The organism is Paenibacillus sp. EB106-06-01-XG199 (assembly GCF_058791575.1).
This window is the reverse complement of record NZ_JBYTDQ010000001.1, coordinates 606,638-625,646: the sequence shown is the minus strand read 5'-3', so window position 1 is coordinate 625,646 and position 19,009 is coordinate 606,638. Positions and strand designations below refer to the sequence as shown.

Annotated in this window: 22 protein-coding genes; 7 read left to right on the top strand and 15 right to left on the bottom strand. The window is 48.2% G+C overall.

Features of this window, described 5'->3' with window-relative positions; genetic code table 11:
* Window positions 1–67 precede the first annotated feature (67 nt).
* Window positions 68–1,270, bottom strand: coding sequence for an MFS transporter (locus AC3WT9_RS03195; RefSeq protein WP_445745035.1), 1,203 nt, complete (start codon window positions 1,268–1,270; stop codon window positions 68–70).
* 89 nt (window positions 1,271–1,359) lie between these two features.
* Complete coding sequence (locus AC3WT9_RS03190; RefSeq protein ID WP_341093577.1) at window positions 1,360–2,127, bottom strand: DUF1836 domain-containing protein; 768 nt, start codon at window positions 2,125–2,127, stop codon at window positions 1,360–1,362.
* Between the two features lie 115 nt (window positions 2,128–2,242).
* Here AC3WT9_RS03190 and AC3WT9_RS03185 point away from each other — a divergent pair, with 115 nt between their 5' ends.
* Window positions 2,243–3,565, top strand: coding sequence for a hemolysin family protein (locus AC3WT9_RS03185; RefSeq protein WP_492407265.1), 1,323 nt, complete (start codon window positions 2,243–2,245; stop codon window positions 3,563–3,565).
* Between the two features lie 65 nt (window positions 3,566–3,630).
* Here AC3WT9_RS03185 and AC3WT9_RS03180 read toward each other — a convergent pair whose 3' ends face one another.
* The 3 genes from AC3WT9_RS03180 to AC3WT9_RS03170 are packed head-to-tail and all read right to left on the bottom strand — an operon-like array spanning window position 3,631 to window position 5,009.
* The gene (locus tag AC3WT9_RS03180) at window positions 3,631–4,143 is read right to left on the bottom strand and encodes a GNAT family N-acetyltransferase (RefSeq protein ID WP_492407264.1); all 513 of its coding nucleotides are present in this window, start codon (window positions 4,141–4,143) and stop codon (window positions 3,631–3,633) included.
* A gap of 31 nt (window positions 4,144–4,174) precedes the next feature.
* Entirely contained in the window at window positions 4,175–4,609 is a 435-nt protein-coding gene (locus AC3WT9_RS03175) for a GNAT family N-acetyltransferase (RefSeq protein WP_492407263.1), read from the bottom strand.
* A 46-nt stretch (window positions 4,610–4,655) separates the two neighbouring features.
* Window positions 4,656–5,009, bottom strand: coding sequence for a VOC family protein (locus tag AC3WT9_RS03170; RefSeq protein WP_492407262.1), 354 nt, complete (start codon window positions 5,007–5,009; stop codon window positions 4,656–4,658).
* 151 nt (window positions 5,010–5,160) lie between these two features.
* On the opposite strand from AC3WT9_RS03170, the gene AC3WT9_RS03165 reads away from it, so the two are divergent.
* Window positions 5,161–6,507, top strand: coding sequence for a TrkH family potassium uptake protein (locus AC3WT9_RS03165; protein WP_492407261.1), 1,347 nt, complete (start codon window positions 5,161–5,163; stop codon window positions 6,505–6,507).
* An 84-nt stretch (window positions 6,508–6,591) separates the two neighbouring features.
* Here the strand turns inward: AC3WT9_RS03165 and AC3WT9_RS03160 are convergent, their stop codons facing one another.
* Window positions 6,592–6,870 carry a hypothetical protein gene (locus AC3WT9_RS03160; protein WP_038592629.1) on the bottom strand — a complete coding sequence of 93 codons (279 nt, stop codon included), beginning with the start codon at window positions 6,868–6,870 and terminating at the stop codon, window positions 6,592–6,594.
* A 163-nt stretch (window positions 6,871–7,033) separates the two neighbouring features.
* Here AC3WT9_RS03160 and AC3WT9_RS03155 point away from each other — a divergent pair, with 163 nt between their 5' ends.
* The 5 genes from AC3WT9_RS03155 to AC3WT9_RS03135 all read left to right on the top strand — a co-directional run bounded on the left by AC3WT9_RS03155 (window position 7,034) and on the right by AC3WT9_RS03135 (window position 12,139).
* The gene (locus tag AC3WT9_RS03155) at window positions 7,034–8,266 is read left to right on the top strand and encodes an aminopeptidase (RefSeq protein WP_341093585.1); all 1,233 of its coding nucleotides are present in this window, start codon (window positions 7,034–7,036) and stop codon (window positions 8,264–8,266) included.
* 32 nt (window positions 8,267–8,298) lie between these two features.
* Entirely contained in the window at window positions 8,299–9,528 is a 1,230-nt protein-coding gene (locus AC3WT9_RS03150) for an aminopeptidase (protein WP_492407260.1), read from the top strand.
* A 286-nt stretch (window positions 9,529–9,814) separates the two neighbouring features.
* The gene (locus AC3WT9_RS03145; RefSeq protein WP_156130888.1) at window positions 9,815–9,988 is read left to right on the top strand and encodes a hypothetical protein; all 174 of its coding nucleotides are present in this window, start codon (window positions 9,815–9,817) and stop codon (window positions 9,986–9,988) included.
* 233 nt (window positions 9,989–10,221) lie between these two features.
* On the top strand, window positions 10,222–10,881 hold the full coding sequence (locus tag AC3WT9_RS03140; protein ID WP_341093589.1) for a TetR/AcrR family transcriptional regulator: 660 nt from the start codon (window positions 10,222–10,224) through the stop codon (window positions 10,879–10,881).
* Window positions 10,882–10,993: 112 nt separating this feature from the next.
* Complete coding sequence (locus tag AC3WT9_RS03135) at window positions 10,994–12,139, top strand: alpha/beta hydrolase (RefSeq protein WP_342479915.1); 1,146 nt, start codon at window positions 10,994–10,996, stop codon at window positions 12,137–12,139.
* A gap of 454 nt (window positions 12,140–12,593) precedes the next feature.
* On the opposite strand, the gene AC3WT9_RS03130 is transcribed toward AC3WT9_RS03135, so the two are convergent.
* The 9 genes from AC3WT9_RS03130 to pstC form a co-directional block, all read right to left on the bottom strand.
* Window positions 12,594–13,283, bottom strand: a complete 690-nt coding sequence (locus AC3WT9_RS03130; RefSeq protein ID WP_341093592.1) for an AlkZ-related protein — start codon at window positions 13,281–13,283, stop codon at window positions 12,594–12,596.
* A 56-nt stretch (window positions 13,284–13,339) separates the two neighbouring features.
* Window positions 13,340–13,912, bottom strand: a complete 573-nt coding sequence (locus AC3WT9_RS03125; protein ID WP_341093594.1) for a TetR/AcrR family transcriptional regulator — start codon at window positions 13,910–13,912, stop codon at window positions 13,340–13,342.
* Window position 13,913: 1 nt separating this feature from the next.
* A complete protein-coding gene (locus tag AC3WT9_RS03120) occupies window positions 13,914–14,630 on the bottom strand; it encodes an MBL fold metallo-hydrolase (protein WP_341093596.1) in 717 nt (238 codons plus the stop codon).
* Between the two features lie 92 nt (window positions 14,631–14,722).
* Entirely contained in the window at window positions 14,723–15,187 is a 465-nt protein-coding gene (locus tag AC3WT9_RS03115; protein WP_341093597.1) for a DUF6773 family protein, read from the bottom strand.
* Between the two features lie 2 nt (window positions 15,188–15,189).
* The gene (locus tag AC3WT9_RS03110; RefSeq protein WP_340898044.1) at window positions 15,190–15,390 is read right to left on the bottom strand and encodes a helix-turn-helix transcriptional regulator; all 201 of its coding nucleotides are present in this window, start codon (window positions 15,388–15,390) and stop codon (window positions 15,190–15,192) included.
* Window positions 15,391–15,572: 182 nt separating this feature from the next.
* Entirely contained in the window at window positions 15,573–16,175 is a 603-nt protein-coding gene (locus tag AC3WT9_RS03105) for a nitroreductase family protein (RefSeq protein WP_341093598.1), read from the bottom strand.
* Between the two features lie 195 nt (window positions 16,176–16,370).
* Entirely contained in the window at window positions 16,371–17,147 is a 777-nt protein-coding gene (gene pstB, locus AC3WT9_RS03100; protein ID WP_341093600.1) for a phosphate ABC transporter ATP-binding protein PstB, read from the bottom strand.
* Between the two features lie 37 nt (window positions 17,148–17,184).
* Window positions 17,185–18,081, bottom strand: a complete 897-nt coding sequence (gene pstA, locus AC3WT9_RS03095) for a phosphate ABC transporter permease PstA (protein ID WP_341093602.1) — start codon at window positions 18,079–18,081, stop codon at window positions 17,185–17,187.
* Window positions 18,078–18,980, bottom strand: coding sequence for a phosphate ABC transporter permease subunit PstC (pstC, locus tag AC3WT9_RS03090; RefSeq protein ID WP_341093603.1), 903 nt, complete (start codon window positions 18,978–18,980; stop codon window positions 18,078–18,080). The genes pstA and pstC overlap by 4 nt, the downstream gene beginning before the upstream one ends.
* Window positions 18,981–19,009: the final 29 nt, after the last annotated feature.

Genomic DNA, 19,009 nt, shown 5'->3' with positions numbered 1-19,009 from the left:
CATTTCACATCTAATATTAGCATTGTTGCAGGATTAACATCAAGTAGATCCGGCAAGGAATACTCTCTTAGAGCAGCTCAGTTCCTTTCGTTTCCTTACCCAGAAACAACACTGCCAGCGCACCGATAATAATGGTTACGAAGAACAGCATAAAGATTGAACTGATGCCGACCTTATCGCCTACCAGAAAACCTACCAGCAGCGGTGCGATCACACCGCCGATCCGGCCAAAGGAGGTGGCCAGCCCTGCTCCCGTCGAGCGGATTGATGTCGGGTACAATTCAGGGGTATAAGCATACATGCCGCCCCATGCGCCAAGGTTAAAGAATGAGAGGCAGATCCCTGCAGCCATCAGCATGCCCTCGGTTGTCGCATTTCCGAACCAGGCAGCGCTGACTGCTGTGAGCAGCAGGTAGATTACCAGTACAAACTTGCGCCCGAACTTTTCAATGAAATAAGCGGCTGTGAAGTATCCGGGCAGCTGGGCAAGCGTCATAATCAGTACATACTCAAAACTCTTAACAAGGCTGAAGCCCTTAATCACCATTACCGTAGGCAGCCACAGGAACATGCCGTAATAGGAGAACACCACCGTGAACCATAAAATCCACAGCATGATCGTTGATTTACGGTACTCCGGCGACCAGACGATAGCAATGCGTTTACTCAGCGAAACCGGAGCTTTCCTAATTTCCGCAAACCGCGGGGAATCATCTATGGCACGCCGCAAATATAGCGCATAAAGTGCCGGTACGGCACCTATGCCGAAGGCGATACGCCAGCCGTAATCCGGAATAACAAAGTAGGCAATCAAAGCCGACAAGATCCAGCCTACCGCCCAAAAGCTCTCCAGCAGCACAACCGCCCGGCCTCTCTCTTTTGCAGGCATGCTTTCCGACACCAGCGTTGAAGCAACAGGCAGCTCTCCGCCCAGCCCGAACCCGGCTACAAAGCGCAGTACACATAATATCCCGAAGCCTGTAGCAAAAGCCGATAAGCCGCTGGCCGCCGAGAAGATCAACAAGGTCCATAGCAATACTGACTTGCGTCCGAAACGGTCGGCCAAAATCCCCGCCGCTGCCGCCCCTGCTGCCATGCCCACCGAATTAATACTGGTCAAAAATCCAATCTGCTCCGGTTCAAGCGACCACTCCTTGGCGAGCGCTGCAACCACAAAAGAAATCATTCCGACATCCATCGCGTCAAACATCCAGCTTAATCCCGCACTGAACAGCAGCTTCCTTTGCTTCGGATTTCGCAGTAGCGTCATTTGATTCAAGATCAAGCACCTCTTCCCTTACTCCGACTATTCTACCCTGATATTGCTAGTTTCTCTTACACATTCTAAGAGTGCTGCTTCTAAAAATCAAGGAATAAAGCAGCATTAAAGTATTGCCGGGCCAGGGCTTGAAAATAACAGGTTTGTACAGAAATTGCCGAGATCATCAGCATATTTTGCACAGCATCCCTTTGCGGTCTTGTCAGATGGCTCAGCCGGTTCATCAATTTATCCATTGCACTTCTTAGTGAGCTGTCCGTTTTCCAGGAATAATCTCTGTTTGCACTGCGTTCAGCCATCCCTTGAGCCTGCAGCGCAGGGCTGCGCTTAATCTCTTCGAACAGCTCCGCATACCCGTGATACAGCTGCGCCGGTTCAACCAAATCATCATCATCCCGTTCCGGTTTCAGGAAAAGCAGGCGGAATAGCTGACGTATACTTTCGAAATCAAGTGCTGCTTTTAGGTCATCAATGATAAATAGCAGCGCAGCCTGATTAACCGAATACTTTTTCCCTTCCCTCGGTGAGCCGAGATATTCCTTAAAGTCGCGCTTCACCCAATTTTGCATAGCGCTGGCACTCAGTGTGGAATACTCTATGAGATGTCCAAGAGCAGCAATGTCCGAGAGCGAGAACCCTTTGACGTTCCCTCTTTTTATGATCTTTTGCAGGATCGGCGGGATATCCGTAGAGAGGAACGCAGGCAGGGACATCCCCTGTTTCACCTCTTCGTGATGAAATTTCGTCCAGACCTCCTGAAGAATATGCAGCGGTTTTTGCTCTGAGCTTCCGGTCAGCGAGAGCAGCAGTCCAGACATTTCTTTTCGGCTTAAAGTAAAAGCTTCCATAGATGGCACCCCTTCGCCATTTGATATTTTAATGAAAAGTTCGTACAATAGGTTCAAGTGAACTCATAATATGAGTATAACCTATTTTAATAACGAGAGGGATGGTAAAGATTTTATGGGTATAGGACTTAGTTTGATGTTGGTGGCCATTTTGATTATTTTAACCGCTTTTTTTGTAGCCACGGAATTTGCAGTAGTAAGATTGAGAGGCAGCCAAGTAAGTCAAATGGTTCTCGAGGGAAAGAAGAATGCTTTAGCTGTACAAAGAGTTGCAGCGAACCTTGACGGTTACTTGTCTGCTTGTCAGCTTGGGATCACAATCACTGCCCTCGGTATCGGGGCGTTGGCAGAACCTGCATTTGAGCAGCTGCTGATTCCTTTATTCGATTTGGCTGATATCAGTCACAGTGTGAGCGAACCTATTGCCTTTGCATTGGCATTTATTATTGCCACATTCCTGCATGTCGTAGTCGGAGAACTTGCACCGAAGACGGCCGCTATCAACATTCCGGAGAAAATCGGTCAAATTACAGCCCCGCTGATTATTTGGTTCTACAAAATATTGTACCCTCTGATCTGGCTCATGAACGGTTCCGCCAATCTGCTTGTCAGCTTGTTCGGGATGAAGCCAGCCAGCGAGCATGGCGATGCGCACAGTGAAGATGAGATTCGTCTGATTCTGTCCGAAAGCTATGAAAGCGGCAAAATCAACAAAGCCGAATATGGCTACGTGAACCGGATCTTTAATTTTGATGAGATGCTGGCCAAAGAAATTATGGTGCCGCGGACAGACATGGTGTGCTTGTTCACCGACCACTCGCTGGCGGAGAATTTCAACATCATCCGTAAAGAGCAGTACACCCGATTCCCTGTCGCTGACGGCAGCAAAGATAATATTATCGGGATGATCAATACCAAACAGCTGTACCTGCAGTATGACAACAACCCGGATTTCGATTTCAAAAGCCTGATATTGCCGCTTCTGACTGTGTCTGAGGTAACCCCGGTGAAGAACTTGTTAACCCGTATGCAGTTAGAACGTGTGCATATCGCCCTGCTGCTTGATGAATACGGCGGAACATCCGGTCTGATTACGATTGAAGATATTCTCGAGGAGATTGTCGGGGAGATTCGTGACGAATTCGACGGGGATGAACGCAAGAATATCGAGAAGCTCAGCGACGTCAATTACTTGTTCGACGGCAAGGTTTCTCTCCTGGAGATCAAGCAGCTGACAGGTCTTGACTTCCACGATGATGAAGTAACAACCATTGGCGGCTGGTTATACAGTCACCTAAGCGAGCCCACTATCGGCAAAAGCATGAATTACGAACATGTTACGCTTACCGTCCGTGAGATGAACAAAAACCGCATCCGCAAGGTTGAGGTGCTTATCGGGGATAAGGACTCCCTGGAATCTGGGCAGAAAACGGAATAATAGCTAAATATATATCAATAAGGCAAAGGCGCTCTGTCAGGGAGCGCCTTTTGTTGTAGCTGAACTTAGTTAGACAAAATCCTGCTCATATAATATTCGTCCACCCAATCCCCGCTGACCATCAGTGATTTCTTCTTGATGCCTTCAATTTCAAAGCCGCGCTTGGTGTATAATGACACCGCTCGATCATTATGTGTCATAACGGTCAGCTCCAGGCGCACAATGCCGACGCCGGTTGCCCAGCTCTCCATCTCCCGGAATAAGCCGCTGCCGATACCCATTCCCTGATAATCCGCCAAGATGCCAATCACAATATACGCGCTATGCTTATTACGTCTTAGGCTTCCTCCACGGACGGATAAGTAACCCGCCAGCCTGCCATCTGCCACGGCGCCGAGCAGAATCGAAGTTTCGGCTTTGGCGAAGCTCTTAATCATCTCTGTTACTTGCTGCAATCCAGTCTGCCTCTCATCCGGCTCCAGCAGCATAAATGAAGATTCCTCATCCAGCCGGTGCTGCAGACTCAGGAGTTCAGCAGCATCCCCGGGAACCATCTCTTTCAGCGTTATATTCATCATTTCCCCCTGCTCGATCTTGCTCGGCATAATACTAATTGCTGATGTACTTCTTGAACAGCATACTCCCGCTCCCGTCATACCCGAGCGCCTCGTAGAATCGGTGGGCGGCTTCTCTGCTTGAATTGCTGGAGAGCATCACTTTAAGCGCACCTCTGGCAGCCGCAGCTTCTTCGGCAAATCTCATAAGCGCGGTGCCGTAACCCTTACCTCTCAACTGAGGGGCGATGATCACCCGCTCGATGACTGCGAATGGAAGGTCCCCACTCAGCGCATCCATGCAAAAATGCAGATGGACTGTACCAACAACCTGCCCATTATCTTCATACACATACAGAAAACTGTCCGGATTGCCGCCAATCTGTTCAATCCTCCGCGGGGATACATTAACACCCGGATGCTCCGGCAAAAGAATGCGGTATAGCGTTTCTATCGCGGCAGCATCCTGGGGCAATGCCTCTCTAATCATGTCGGAGTTCTCCTTATCATCCATCTAATATAGATGTTAATCTCCTTTAAAGACGGCAAATCATTAATACATTTTCGTCAGGGTCCTTGAAGTTAAACCAGTGATCATTCTCAATGTCAGTCAGGATCTCCGCACCGCTGGCTTTGACAAAATCATAAGCAGCATCGATGTCTTCCGTATTTAAATGAAAGGACGGCACCTTCAGAACCGACTCGGCCGTGAAAATTCTGCTGTCCAGCACAATACCCGGTCCTTGCATCGGCACCACATACAGATGACCGAACAATACCTCACCGTCTAGCGGAAGCCCCAGCAAGCTGCAATACCAGTTCTTTGATCTTTCAATATCACTGACCGGAATGAAGACGGCGCCAATCTGATTCAGAATCGGACTTGTCACAGCAAGTACAGCCTCCTCTATGCTTTCTCAGAATAGGTATTACTTTTTAGTAATTCGATAAAATATGCCAATTTCCTCCCCCCGCAAGTTGATCGATTGGAACTTATGATATAATCTGGACAGATGATATCAAGACGTCAGGAGAATGAATTTGGCTAATCTATTCCTCGGGCACCTAAGGCTGACGCCACCAAAAATACTATCGCTCGGATTCATGCTGCTGATTGCGGCAGGAACAGTACTTTTATGCCTCCCGGCAGCTTCGACAGGAGACCGAATCTCCTTTATCGACGCCCTCTTTATGGCAACTTCAGCGACCTGTGTCACCGGTCTCGCTGTCATCGACACCGGAACACAGCTGACGGTGTTTGGACAAATTGTCCTCCTGGTGCTGTTCCAGTTCGGCGGTCTCGGATTTGTGACCATGGCCACGCTGATTACACTTGTACTCAATAAACGGATCTCACTCAAAGAAAGGCTGCTGCTACAGGAATCCATGAACCAGAACTCCATGCAGGGCATCGTCAAGCTGATCCGCCGGGTACTGATCTATTCCCTGGTCATACAGCTTAGCGGATCAGCCCTGCTTGCCGTAAGATTCATGCTGGATATGCCTTTCGGAAAAGCGGTATATTACGGTTTGTTTCACAGCATTTCTATCTTTAACAACGCCGGATTTGATCTCTTCGGAGATGTGCACGGGCCATTCAGCGGTCTTACCCGCTACGTGGAGGATCCCATTATCAACATCACTTCCATGCTGCTCATTTTCCTAGGCGGTATTGGGTTTATCGTGTTATCCGACGTAATCGACTTCCCCAAACGCAAACGTCTGACCTTGCATTCCAAGGTGGTTCTCTCCACTTCAGCCATCTTGATTCTGGTCGGGGCGGCAATTTTTTTCTGGCTTGAACTGAACACCACGCTAAAACCGCTGCATGCCGGCGGCAAAATAATGGCCTCTTTCCTGCAGGCGATCACCCCCCGCTCCGGCGGGGTGACAACCATTGAGATTCCGCTCTTGCGGGAATCCACTCAGTTTCTGATGATTCTGTTGATGTTCATTGGTGCGGCGCCTGGATCAACCGGTGGTGGGATTAAGATTACTACCTTTGCCATACTGGTAAGTACAGCATATGCCAAACTGCGCGGGAAGGAAGACATCGTCATGTTCCGCCACCGGATCTCCAAAGAAAACGTGTACCGGGCCATCACGATGACACTGCTCTCATTGATGCTGGTAGTCATTGCCACCATGCTGTTGTCCGTGACGGAGAGTGCGGATTTCCTGACCGTGTTGTTTGAGGCGGTGTCCGCTTTTGGGACCTCAGGCATTACAATGGGGCTGACTACGGAGCTGACGACTATAGGGAAGGTTATGGTGATCATTCTGATGTTTGTCGGACGTACCGGACCGCTGACACTTGCCTATGCGCTTAAACCGAAGAACAGCAAGGAGCTCTACCGTTATCCTGAAGGCAATATTACGATCGGGTAGAGCTTTCGAACTTATACCTATATAAATATAAAATGCGACCGTTCACCGGCAGTGGATGCCTTCGTCGGTCGCATTTTTGCGATGCTATTCTTCTTCCTGAATGTCCTGGGTATCCAGTGCGGCATCCAGCAGCTGATTAAACAGATCGTCATCATTCTCCAGCAGCGTGTCAATCTCCAGGAACTGCTCTTCGCTCCCCGGTTCGCCGGCAAAGCTGAAGCTGTAATCCCATTCGCTTCCCCGTTTGCTGAAGAACGTAATTTCATACGGAGACTTATGATTGTCGAGCGTGAACACCGTCCTCCCGACATAGCTCTTATCTTCTTCGCGTTTCAATTCCGCTTTTATAATTTGTACGTTCATGCGCTTTCCTTCCTTTCATCTGATCGTCCACACTCTCCCAGTATAGCATTGAAATGAAAGCAAATCCCTCTCTTTCCGCTGCAATTGACTTTTTTCATCCGGCGGTTAATAATTTAATACAATGCTCATACAGCACTAAAATATAGTAAATGGAGGAAACCCAATGCTCAATTTAGAAGCGAAGCTTAGCAAATATGCAGATCTGGCAGTCGAAATCGGCGTCAACGTTCAACCGGGTCAAATACTGGTCGTCAACGCTCCCGTTTCAGCAGTAGAATTCGTACGGCTTATTACGGCCAAAGCCTATGCCATAGGGGCAAGTCTGGTCAAAGTAAACTGGAGTGACGAGAGCATTACCCGCCAGCAGTTTGAACATGCCGCACCGGAAGTCTTCACGAAGGCTCCAACGTGGTACGCGGGAGAAATGACCGAATTCGCCGAGAATGGAGCCGCTATTCTGACAGTAATCGCCGAAGATCCCGACGCACTAAAAGGCATTGATCCGGAACGTATCGCCAATTACCAAAAAACACGCGGTGCTGCGCTTACGAAATACCGTGATTACCAAATGTCCGATAAAATCAGCTGGAGTATTGTTGCCATCCCTACACAAGCTTGGGCCGACAAAGTGTTCCCTGATGTTCCGGCCGAAGAACGTGTGGATAAACTATGGGAAGCTATCTTCCACACTGTCCGTCTTGACCGCGAAGATCCGGTTGCCGCCTGGCAGGAGCATCTTGATACACTAGAACAGAAGGCTAATGTGCTTAATGCCAAGAAGTATAAAAGCCTGCATTACATAGCACCCGGCACAGACCTGACTATCGAACTGCCAGAAGGTCACATTTGGGCGCAAGGAGACAGCATCAATGCCAAAGGCCACACTTTTGTCGCCAATATGCCAACAGAGGAAGTGTTCACAGCACCGCTTAAGACAGGTGTTAACGGCACGGTCAAAAGCACCAAGCCGCTCAGCTACGGCGGCAACATTATTGATGATTTCTCCATCACCTTCGAGAACGGCCGCATCATCAGTGTAAGCGCCGGTAAAGGCCAGGATTCACTGGAGTATCTGATCAGCCTGGATGAAGGAGCCAAATATCTCGGCGAGGTTGCTCTGGTGCCTCACCAGTCCCCGATCTCCGAATCGAATATTTTATATTTCAATACCTTGTTTGACGAGAATGCTTCCAACCACCTGGCTATCGGTACAGCTTATGCCTTCTGCCTTGAGGGCGGTAAAGAGATGACCCAGGATGAGCTGATCGCCCATGGCCTGAATACCAGTGTCACCCATGTTGATTTCATGATCGGCTCACCTGACATGGATATTTACGGAATTACAGCTGACGGTACACGGGAACCGGTATTCAAAAGTGGAAATTGGGCGTTTTAAACACAGACTACAGATAGCGGAGGAGCAAAATCATGTTGAGTTTCAAGCAAAAGCTGGAGAATTACGCACTGCTGGCTGTAAAGATCGGAGTCAATATACAGCCCGGGCAGACGCTCGTACTGAATGCAGACATCGTTGCCGCAGAGCTTGTCCGCCTGATTGTGCGGAAAGCTTATGAGGCCGGTGCTAAGCTGGTCAAGGTCAATTATACCGACGAGTTCGTCACACGGACCCGCTATGATCTGGCCCCGTCGGCCAGCTTCCTTGAACCGCCGAAATGGCAGGCGGATGAGCTGGAGGATCTGGCACGCAACGGCGCGGCCATCCTGACGGTAATCTCCGCCAATCCGGATCTTCTGAACGGTGTAGAAGCCAGCCGGATATCCGATCATCAGCGCACCGCAGGCCAGGCTATGGCCCCGTACCGTGAAATGATGATGAACAATTACATCAGCTGGAGCGGCATCGCTTTTCCGTCTCCATCCTGGGCGGCCAAGGTGTTTCCCGATGCACCGCCGGAAGAACAGGTTGGCCTGCTCTGGGATGCGATCTTTAAGGCGGTGCGTGCAGACCAAGAGAACCCCGTTGAGGCTTGGAGCCAGCATTTAGGCGGCTTAAAGCAGCGCTGTGATCTTTTGAACGCCAAAAAGTACCGCAAACTGCATTATACCGCTCCCGGAACAGATTTGACTATCGAATTACCCGAAGGCCATATCTGGTGTCAGGCCGGAGCCGTGAATGGACGCGGGGTCTCTTTCCTGGCCAATATTCCGACAGAAGAAGTATTCACTGCCCCGCTCAAGACTGGCGCTAATGGCAAAGTCAGCAGCACGAAGCCGCTCAGCTATGGAGGCAACATCATCGACCGGTTTACGCTTACCCTGAAGAATGGCAAGGTCACTGACTTTACGGCAGAAGTCGGCCAGGATGCACTGGCTTCCCTGCTGGCCATGGATGAAGGAGCCGCTTACTTCGGTGAAGTAGCGCTGGTCCCTTACCACTCTCCAATCTCGGAAAGCGGCATTCTCTATTACACTACACTGTATGATGAGAATGCTTCATGCCATCTGGCACTTGGTGCTGCTTATGCATTTACCTTGCTGGAGGGCATCTCTATGACCAAGGAACAGCTTGCTGACAAAGGGATGAATCAAAGTCTGACCCATGTGGACTTCATGATGGGTTCCCCGGAAATGAATATAGACGGAATTACAGACGATGGAACTGCTGAACCTATCTTCCGCGCAGGTAACTGGGTTTAAGCAAGTTCTTAGGCCATTATGTCCTTTCGATGAATACCTTATTGCTACACCCCATTACTCTCTGTAGAGAGGGTAACGGGGTGTTTTTGCGCTTGCCTGAAGATAGTTAAAGGCATAATTAACCCAAATTTAAAGTTTTGTTCAAATAATATTCACAATATTGTTGAAATTAATTCACAAATATGTCACAATACAATTAAGGATTGTATTTCCAATCCAGTTTAGGTGTTGGATGAAGCCAATCAGTGCTGAATGATACTCACAAAACTTTTAGGAGGTCATCCTGATGAAAGAGTCGATATCCCAAGAGCTGGAACGGCCGGAGCATGAACGTCCAAGTGTTCAAGCCCCTACAGACTCAAGCATTATCGCATCCAATGCAATCAAATACACAGCTTACATCATGCTACTATTCGGTTTCTTATACTTTCTGATTGCATACCTGGCTCCTATGCTATGAGGTTGCTTCATTATATAGCTTTAATAGAAAGCGCTTACGGCTTTTGAGCTCCTGCTGGAGTCCATTAGCCGTTTTTATTTTTGCGTTGTTACATCTTACTGTCATCCAATATGAACCAAGTTCATATGGTTTTAATCTTTTATATTGATATTAATATTTCAATACTACTTGACATGTGAATAAATTATCGGTATGGTGTGAATGAATTCACACTTCACAATAAGGAGTAATCTATGCCAAAAAATACTTTCTTTCGTTTAGATGAAGCAAGGCGCGAGGAAATATCTAATAGTGCTATGCATCTTTTTGTTGATAATCTTTACGAGGATATAACTATGAAGATGGTTTTGGATAGTTTGTCCATGCACCCCGGAACATTTTATCGGTATTTTGAAGACAAAGATGACCTTTATTGTCTCTTAATACGTAATGTGACCCAGAAAAGAGCTGCGTATTTTAATAACAGTAATGAAGATTCCCTTTTCCGGTTTTTCCTTACTGGCTTATTTGGTAACGTTAATGGCATTGTGACCGAGCCACTGAATGAGTTGGAAATCAAACTCACTGCAACACTTTTTTACATTCCCGAGAACATTTTACTTAAAATATATCTGAATGTGCTAAAGGGCGAGTCATTCCCCTTAATCAAGGACATTTTACGCCGAATGAGAGTTGATGGATATCTCCGACCTGATATTGACGACGACCTGATTTCTTTTATGTTTGAGTCAATGCAGTTTAATTTAGTCATGTTTTTTAGGGAATTCGATATTAAGGACTCTATGCTGCAACATAAGATTAGCAAGTACTTTGCTGACTTTATGGGTCATGGGCTGCTTGAAGATCATAAATATTCTGAAATTGTTAGCGATATCAAGAAAGCCAAGGAGTAGATATGATTCACTGAAGATAGGATGTAATAGTTTCACAGTTTTGATAAGCGCTCATAACGCAATGTATGTATTTCACGCTCGCCACTTTTCTTAATTAAGGGGGAACAAGAAATTGAAAACTTATGACGCATTTCCAGAACCAATTGGCGGCTATACTGTCGGTCGAACCCAGATGGATTTTGAGTACACGGCATCAGATCACTCAAAAAGAGAACTGACGGCGTTTGTGTACTATCCGTCCGACAGTAGCGAAGGTAAGACTACATCAACGTACATGTTTCCTGAAGTCTACGAAATGTTTAATGAGCAGCCACTTGTCACTGCGTATCTTAAAGGGAAGGATGTTTTCTCTATAGATATCCAGACCCAGTGTTACGACGACCTTGCTCTCTCCGGGATGGAAAAGCGGTACCCGGTGTTATTCTATGTTTGCGGCGGGGGCGGTTCTCCAGAATGGGGTACAGTGATCTGTACAGACTTGGCAAGCATGGGATATGTTGTGGTAAGCATCGGCCATCCGAATAGCACGATGTATAAGCGTAAAGATGGGCGCCTGTTTAATGTATCAAAGGATTTTTCGGATGTCATTATGGCGTTTTCTGAAGATCCGGAGATGCTGGCGTTGGCTGGTAAGATGGAGATGCGGCCTGACGATGAAACTGCCATTGAGATGTGCCATAACGTGCTTACACTGCCGATACTTGCCAAGTTAACAGAGTATAGTGAATTACAGGCAGAAGATGTAAGGTATGTAGCCGATTATCTTTACAAACTGGACTCTGGAGAGCTGAATTCCATCTTTAAGGGCAGATTGCTCTTTGACATCGGCATGGGCATAGTCGGACATTCTTATGGAGGGCCTACGACGGCGATTGTTTGCCGGGACGACGACCGGTTCGCCTGCGGGATTGGCTTGGATAGCGGTGCGTTTGGCCTTCTCGACAGCGACCTTAAGAAACCCTTCTTGCTACTGTTTTGTGAACCTAACTATAACATGAATGCGATAATTGGCGCTAACAATAGCATGGAAACCTATTACTTCTCTGTTGATTGTGTTGCGCATTTAGATTACTGCGACATCGTGTTTACCAGTGTTAATGAGGAACTCAGAGGCGAACGGCATGCTATGGAGATGCGAAATCTTGTTACAGACTATACGAAGAACTTTTTTGATCATTACTTACTGCAGAAGGCTGCGAGTGTGGAAAGCCTGGCATACGATGGCGTGGACTTGATCAAGAAGACCAGCAACAAGTGACATAACCGGGAGGTTGCTGATAAACGCATCTCAAAGAGCTAGCCGTACAGACACAAAGCCGATAACCCTATTACGCGGGTATCGGCTCTCTCATATTTCAGGCTATGAAAATTTCTGTTCGATAAAAGTTTTAAAATACCACTGCTCACGGTACAGATGTCCTTGCAGTGCTGTCCAATATAGTCCACTACCCGGCGCAGGGATAGGTTGTAATCATTGGCAGAATAAATGTCGCTTATGACTGTTTCCCCTTTGTTTTGCTGAATGAGGCACTCCAACAAAAAACAACGCTTATCATCTCTTTGCAGTTTGCAATAAGTTCTTCCTGCGATTCGCCCAAGGCTTGTTTGAAAACTCCATATAAATGGAGCCGCATCTGTAGATAATGGAAAGGCATTAAAACAAACTTCTCAAGATCACACAGGTGCAATATAAATTACAAATTGACAAGTGATTACCAGGACAAGGCTTTGCTGATCCAGGCTATGGCAGCAGGCGACCAGTTGGCATCCATTCTGGAGCGCAGCCAAGCTATAGCTTCCTCGCGGGAACCTTCATAAGGGGTAAGGCCGTGAATTTCCATCCAGTGGCCTACGGTCTCAAACGAAGTGCTGCTCCAGCCATTTACTTCTCCCAAGTCATTTTGGCGTGCCTGAACTCCGGAGATTACAATATCAAGGGTGCCTTGCAGCTCTGTGACCGCATTGTCAAAAGCAGTCTTCTTTTCCTTTGCTTTCATATCACCCAAAGAACGCAGCTGGCGGGTATCTATACCCTCGTTGGCACGGATCACCTGCAGCAATGTCAATGCTTCTCTGCTGGCCAAGCCGTTATTGTACCGTTCTTCCAGTTCTTTAGCGCTGCCAGCGGCTTTTACAAATGCCGGAAACCAGTCCCGCGAGACGAGAATTGCCTTTTTCTTAATAAATTTGCCGTAGCCGGCCAGTCCCTCACCCGGAAACTGTGCACGCCAGCCCCATGGATCCAGCTCTGAACCGGTATGCCAGTTCTCGGCTTTGGTCAGCCCGTTTAATGACGGATGCTCCGGAATCAGCGAAGCAAGAGGTACAATACCCAGCTTGGCAATGACCTCACTCATCTCCTTATATGTTGTTACACCGCCCTGCACTTCCACGTTTTCCATCTCACTTTCCCCCTAACGGAATGGTTAAATCACTTAATGATGTTGTTCTGGACTGCTTACACTGTCTTCATGCAGCTGATCCCTGCAATAAATGTATCAATCAGCCGGGATAAGGTGATCTCCAAGTCGAGCGGCAGGCCGAAGCCTCCCTTGTTCTCCAGTGCAGTAAAGCCGTGCAGAATACTCCGCAGTCCCCGAACAGCATGCAGTTCTCCTTCTTCCCCAAGCCCGTAACCGGACAGCACATGCAGGATTAAGGATAAAATCTGCTCACTTGTCTCTTCCAGCAATGTGTTCCCTTGATCTGGTGCTCGCAGCGTTGTTTCGTATAGACCCGGATGCTGCCTTGCAAAGTCCACATAAGCCTGCCCTATAGCGTGAACGGCTGCATCACCGGCTATCCCCTCAGAGGCCTTAGTCATCGCAGCGTGAAGCTGTTCCAGGCCGTGGACGGCCAACAGAGTCCGTAGCCCTGCCAGTCCGTTAACGTGATTATACAACGACGGAGAGCGTACGCCCAGCTTGGCCGCGAGTGAAGCCAGAGTGACTTCTCCCATCCCCCGCTCATCCGCTAATTCTGCCGCAGCCAATACCAGCGTACGTGTATCCAGTCCAGCCCTTGGTGACATCTTATCTCCCTTCCTTTCCTAGTTGCAATTGAGCTTTGCTCACAGCTTGTTTCATGGCTTCCCCTGGCGCCTTCAGCAGGTTGCCGTGTCCAACGGCAAGCACCGCTGCAGACGTCCCTGCAAGCTTAATTGCGCTGGCCACAGCCTGCTCCTTATTCCAGGTAGCCATTGCCGGAAATGGAAACCATGGTACAACCGTCCCGGCCACCGCAATTCCCCTAAAGGTCTGAAAAGCATCCCCTACAATCAGGGCCCCGCTTCGCTGATCCAGAAAAGACATTGAGCCTGGTGTATGGCCGGGAGTACTGATTGCGGTTAAAGAGCCGACGGTATCTCCGTCATGGAGCAATATATCCGGTTTGGTGGATATTTTAGGTAAACTCCCTTTAATCGGAGTCTGCGGTTCACCTTGTCTAAGCGAACGGTCCCCGCCCAGTAAAGCTGCATCCCGCTCAGATATATATACTACAGCGTCAGGAAGCCGTTTCTTCAGTTCATCCAGCGCTCCAACATGATCTCCATGAGCATGGGACAGCACGATTCGGGTAAGCGGCAGGTTTAATTTAGCAGCTGTACGGAGGATCCCTTGGACACTAAAAGACATCGCCGCATCAATCAATGTTAATTCCTGCTCTTCTACAACAAGATAGCAATTGACCGGAAACCATCCTGGCATCCACGTAAGCTGCAGCAAATTTCCTTCTTGAGTAATTCTCATAAATACACCCCTTAAAAACTAATGATATTAGTTACAATATAAACTAATGTTATTAGTTTTGCAAGAGACAGCATCTTTAGGAGCTCATCCGTCTATTCCAGGTGCTTATCCGCATTTTGATTGGAGCGTTTAATCATGAACCATTGCATCCAGGTAATCCCGAAGAAAAAGACAACAGAGCCAACCAATGTGCTCATTACACTCGCAACTACATCAACTTCGTCCTTACCCAACAGGTCATAGCTGATCATCAATATTGCCCATATCAGCGCACCTGCAGCTCCACTGATCAAATTGGTTTTCTTGAGCCGCTGTACTTCCCCGGCCTTGCTCGGCAGGAGGAATAGTCCACCACGCATGCTCCGGAGCGTAACATAGAAACAAGCTGCCATCAGGATTAGGAAGCTGTCCAGCCAATACTTCAGATCCAAGTGCAGAACAAATACTTTAACAAAAACACTGGCCGCTATGCCCACAAACACAATCGTAAACCCGTGCGCCATTAACTTATGTACTTCACCTTGAATCCGCTCATCCTTGATCCCCTTACCTTTCATAACTACTCCTCCCAAAATATATCGTTTAAAGTTGTTCCCAGTTCCTTGCAGATGGCAATACATAACCGGATTGTCGGGTTGTAATTTCCCGCTTCAATCAGTCCTATCGTCTGTCTCGTCACGCCCACCGCCTCCGCCAGCTGCTCCTGGGACAGGTCCTTCTGAATCCGCGCCAGTTTCAGTTTGATGTTCTTCTCACTCACCAGAGCCCTCCCGGAGAATAAATTCACTTACCGCTCCATTGTAATCTATAACCGTCATTATGTACAATATATATTGCATCTACATTTCAATCCCATAGAAAAAAAGCATCCCGCAGGATGCTTCAATAAGAGCTAGTCCAGGTGTTAGTCCGGATTTTTGTTCCTAACAGCGGCTTAGGTGTTTATTCCACAACTCCACTCTCCGGATAGCTGTCTACAACTGTAAGTAGCTGAGCGGCTTCCTTGCGTGGACGGCTGGCGGGAATAATCTCCGGATAACCGGCATGGATCATCGCAATCACTTTCTCTCCCGGCTTCACACCAATCTTGCTGCGGAATTCCGGAGCGTAAATATAAGGATCCGTCTTCCAAATCGTACCTACTCCCCGTTCCCATGCCGCCAGCTGGAAGTTCTGCACAAGTGCGGATGCAGCGGCAAAATCCTCATCCCACTCTCTTTGACGCGGGTCCTCAGGGATCACGACGACTACTGTTAAAGGAACCGATGAAAGATATTCTTTGCGTTTGGCTGCAAATTCCGGATCAGCTGCCCCGCGCTTCAAGAATGAATAAGCAGCATCCCCAAGGAATTCCGCCCCTTCCCCCTGAAAAGCAATAAATCTCCACGGCTGCCGAAGTCCGTGATTTGGCGCCCATACCGCGATATCCAGCAGTTCCTCAAGCAGGCCTGCAGGCAGAGGTTCAGACTTAAACTGTTTAATGGAGCGGCGCTCCTTGATCACTTCGGCAATGCTGCCGTAAGCTGCAGACTGGTTCTGATTCATAAGGATTCCCTCCAGCACTAAGTTATGATAACCATTCTCATTGATTGTACATGATTCCAATTGCTTTTTCAAACTTGGGAATGTCCTGATCATGCGCTTCAAGCCTATCCTGTATCTTGGAGGTAAATACGCTTCTTTGCTGTACAGCCAAAAAAAAGCACCACCCGAACGGGCAGTGCCTGTAGCTCTTTTCGATCAGCCGAAACGGCCCATGATATATTCCTGGGTCATTTGATTCTCCGGATTGCTGAAGACTTTCTCTGTCTTGTCGTATTCCACAAGTGAACCTAGGTAAAAGTATGCGGTAAAATCCGAAATCCGCGCAGCTTGCTGCATATTATGCGTAACAATAACAATGCGAAGCTCTTCCTTGAGTTCCTTGATCAGTTCTTCCACTTTACCGGTCGATACAGGGTCGAGTGCCGATGCCGGTTCATCCAGCAGCAGAATCTGCGGATTAACTGACAATGCGCGGGCGATACATAACCGCTGCTGCTGTCCGCCGGACAACGCCAACGCTGAATCCTTCAGGCGGTCCTTGACCTCGTCCCATAATGCCGCACGGCGCAGACTGCTTTCCACAATTTCGTCCAGTGCCTGCTTACCTTTAATGCCATGGTATTTTGGACCAAAAGCAATATTGTCATAAATCGACTTATAGAAAGGATTCGGTTTCTGCCAGACCATGCCGATCTTTTGCCGCAGCTTGATCACATCAGTACCTTGAGCGTTGATGTCCACGCCGTCAATCCAGATGCTCCCTTTCGTTGTCGAACCGGAGATGTCGTCATTCATACGGTTAAGGGAACGAAGGAAAGTCGATTTACCACAGCCCGACGGGCCAATAAGTGCAGTAACAGTATTCTGGCCAAAAGGAAGACTGATTCCCTTCACTGCTTCATATGTGCCGTAAAATATACTTAGGTCCTCTGTTTGAAATGATTCACGCACCACAGGTTCCGCTATCCCCATCTCTTACTCCTCCTAAAATGTTTCTATAATCAAAGTTTTAGTTCATTCTTTTGGAAGCAGTCAGCTTGCGGTAAATATATCTGCCGAAATACCTTGCGGCCAGATTGAAGATCAATACTGTAATAACGAGCACGGCCGAAGCTCCGGCTGCGATTTGTACGGCATCAGGCGCCAGCCCTTCGCTGTTGACTTTCCAGATGTGAACAGCCAGGGTTTCAGCCGGACGGAAAGGATTAAGCGGTGAAGTTTGACTAAGCGGATTCCAGTTGGTGAAATCCAGACGCGGGCTGCTCATGCCAGCCGTGAACATCAGAGCGGCCGCTTCACCGAAGACACGGCCAGCGGAGAGGATCGTACCAGTGATAATCGTCGGCAGTGCCACGGGAAACAGTACAGAGGTAACAATCTTCCACTTGGATAATCCAAGGGCAAACCCTGCCTCTTTCTGCTGCTTGGGCACTGTACGGAACGCCTGCTCCGTAATACGCACCATCAGCGGCAGATTAAATACGGTAAGTGCGAGAGCACCGGATATTAAGGAGAACCCCAGATTGAAGGTGTTTACGATCAATAAGAGACCGAACAAACCTACGACAATGGAAGGGAAGGAAGACAGGACTTCCACGATCAGGCGGATAAAGTTCGTTAGTTTGCCTGGACGTGCATACTCCGCCATAAAAATCCCCGCTCCAAGACCTAGCGGTACAGTTATGATCAGCGTCAGCACCAGCAGGAACAGTGAGTTGAACAGCTGCGGCCCCACACCTCCGCCTGCGCGGATTTTTTGCGGTGCGGAAGTCAGGAAATCCCAACTGATATGGTTTAAGCCACGGATCAGAATATATCCAAGCAATCCAACCAGAATGGCTACAATGAGTAATGCGAAAAAGACGATAACGGTGGTGGCAACCTTGTCTGCTGTTCTCGGCTTCAAATTTTATTTCTCCTTTCGAGCATTCTTACGATGAGGACAAAAGCAAAGGTCATCAGCATAAGAACCAGCGCCATACTCCACAGCGCATTATTGTGCGTTGACCCCATCGTTGTATTCCCCATGCCAAGCGTAATTACGCTGGTCAAGGTTGAAGCCGATTCGAAAAGTGACTTCGGCACGAAAGGTGCATTTCCGATTACCATTTGTACAGCAAGGGCTTCACCGAAAGCACGGGCCATCCCCAGCACTACCCCCGTCATAATTGCAGGGAATGTAGTCGGAAGAATCACCCGGGAGATCGTCTGCCACCGTGTAGCACCGAGCGCAAAGGAGGATTCTTTTAAGTTTTGCGGCAAAGAAGCCAGCGCGTCTGCAGCCACGCTTGTAATCGTCGGCAAAATCATTACCGATAGGACAAGCGCGCCTGCAGCAACCCCGATGCCCTGCCCTGGCAAGGTATTACGCAGAAACGGCACAATGACGCTTAAACCCACAAAGCCGTAAACGACTGACGGGATGCCTGACAGCAGTTCGATAACCGGCTGCAGCAGCTTTTTACCCCAACCCGGTACAATCTCAGTCATGAACAGAGCAGCGCAGATACTGAGTGGACTTGCGATAAGCGCTGCAAGCAGCGTAACCAGAAATGAGCCGGTAATAAAAGGCAATGCTCCGTAAGAGGGATTGTCACCTTCCGGGGACCATTTTTTGCCGAACAAGAAATCAGAAAGCTTAATTTCACCGCTGGTAAAGTTAGCAATCCCTTTGGACGCCACAAAATACACCATCGATACAATGATTACTATCAATAGGAGTACACAGAAGGACATATAAGAACGCCCGATAAAATCTTCGATATGATGTTTTTCAATTTTGGATTTCTTAGGTTTTACACTCAAGCTGCTCCCTCTTTCTAAAGTGAAAAGAG

Bases quoted from the DNA above. Each gene is read 5' to 3' on its own strand.
- AC3WT9_RS03145 (WP_156130888.1), top strand. From the start codon at position 9,815: ATGAAAGAGTCGATATCCCAAGAGCTGGAACGGCCGGAGCATGAACGT.
- AC3WT9_RS03195 (WP_445745035.1), bottom strand. From the start codon at position 1,270: ATGACGCTACTGCGAAATCCGAAGCAAAGGAAGCTGCTGTTCAGTGCG.
- AC3WT9_RS03130 (WP_341093592.1), bottom strand. From the start codon at position 13,283: ATGGAAAACGTGGAAGTGCAGGGCGGTGTAACAACATATAAGGAGATG.
- AC3WT9_RS03140 (WP_341093589.1), top strand. From the start codon at position 10,222: ATGCCAAAAAATACTTTCTTTCGTTTAGATGAAGCAAGGCGCGAGGAA.
- AC3WT9_RS03190 (WP_341093577.1), bottom strand. From the start codon at position 2,127: ATGGAAGCTTTTACTTTAAGCCGAAAAGAAATGTCTGGACTGCTGCTC.
- AC3WT9_RS03105 (WP_341093598.1), bottom strand. From the start codon at position 16,175: ATGAATCAGAACCAGTCTGCAGCTTACGGCAGCATTGCCGAAGTGATC.
- AC3WT9_RS03160 (WP_038592629.1), bottom strand. From the start codon at position 6,870: ATGAACGTACAAATTATAAAAGCGGAATTGAAACGCGAAGAAGATAAG.
- pstB (WP_341093600.1), bottom strand. From the start codon at position 17,147: ATGGGGATAGCGGAACCTGTGGTGCGTGAATCATTTCAAACAGAGGAC.
- AC3WT9_RS03125 (WP_341093594.1), bottom strand. From the start codon at position 13,912: ATGTCACCAAGGGCTGGACTGGATACACGTACGCTGGTATTGGCTGCG.
- AC3WT9_RS03155 (WP_341093585.1), top strand. From the start codon at position 7,034: ATGCTCAATTTAGAAGCGAAGCTTAGCAAATATGCAGATCTGGCAGTC.
- AC3WT9_RS03180 (WP_492407264.1), bottom strand. From the start codon at position 4,143: ATGATGAATATAACGCTGAAAGAGATGGTTCCCGGGGATGCTGCTGAA.
- AC3WT9_RS03120 (WP_341093596.1), bottom strand. From the start codon at position 14,630: ATGAGAATTACTCAAGAAGGAAATTTGCTGCAGCTTACGTGGATGCCA.
- AC3WT9_RS03185 (WP_492407265.1), top strand. From the start codon at position 2,243: ATGGGTATAGGACTTAGTTTGATGTTGGTGGCCATTTTGATTATTTTA.
- AC3WT9_RS03150 (WP_492407260.1), top strand. From the start codon at position 8,299: ATGTTGAGTTTCAAGCAAAAGCTGGAGAATTACGCACTGCTGGCTGTA.
- AC3WT9_RS03115 (WP_341093597.1), bottom strand. From the start codon at position 15,187: ATGAAAGGTAAGGGGATCAAGGATGAGCGGATTCAAGGTGAAGTACAT.
- AC3WT9_RS03175 (WP_492407263.1), bottom strand. From the start codon at position 4,609: ATGATTAGAGAGGCATTGCCCCAGGATGCTGCCGCGATAGAAACGCTA.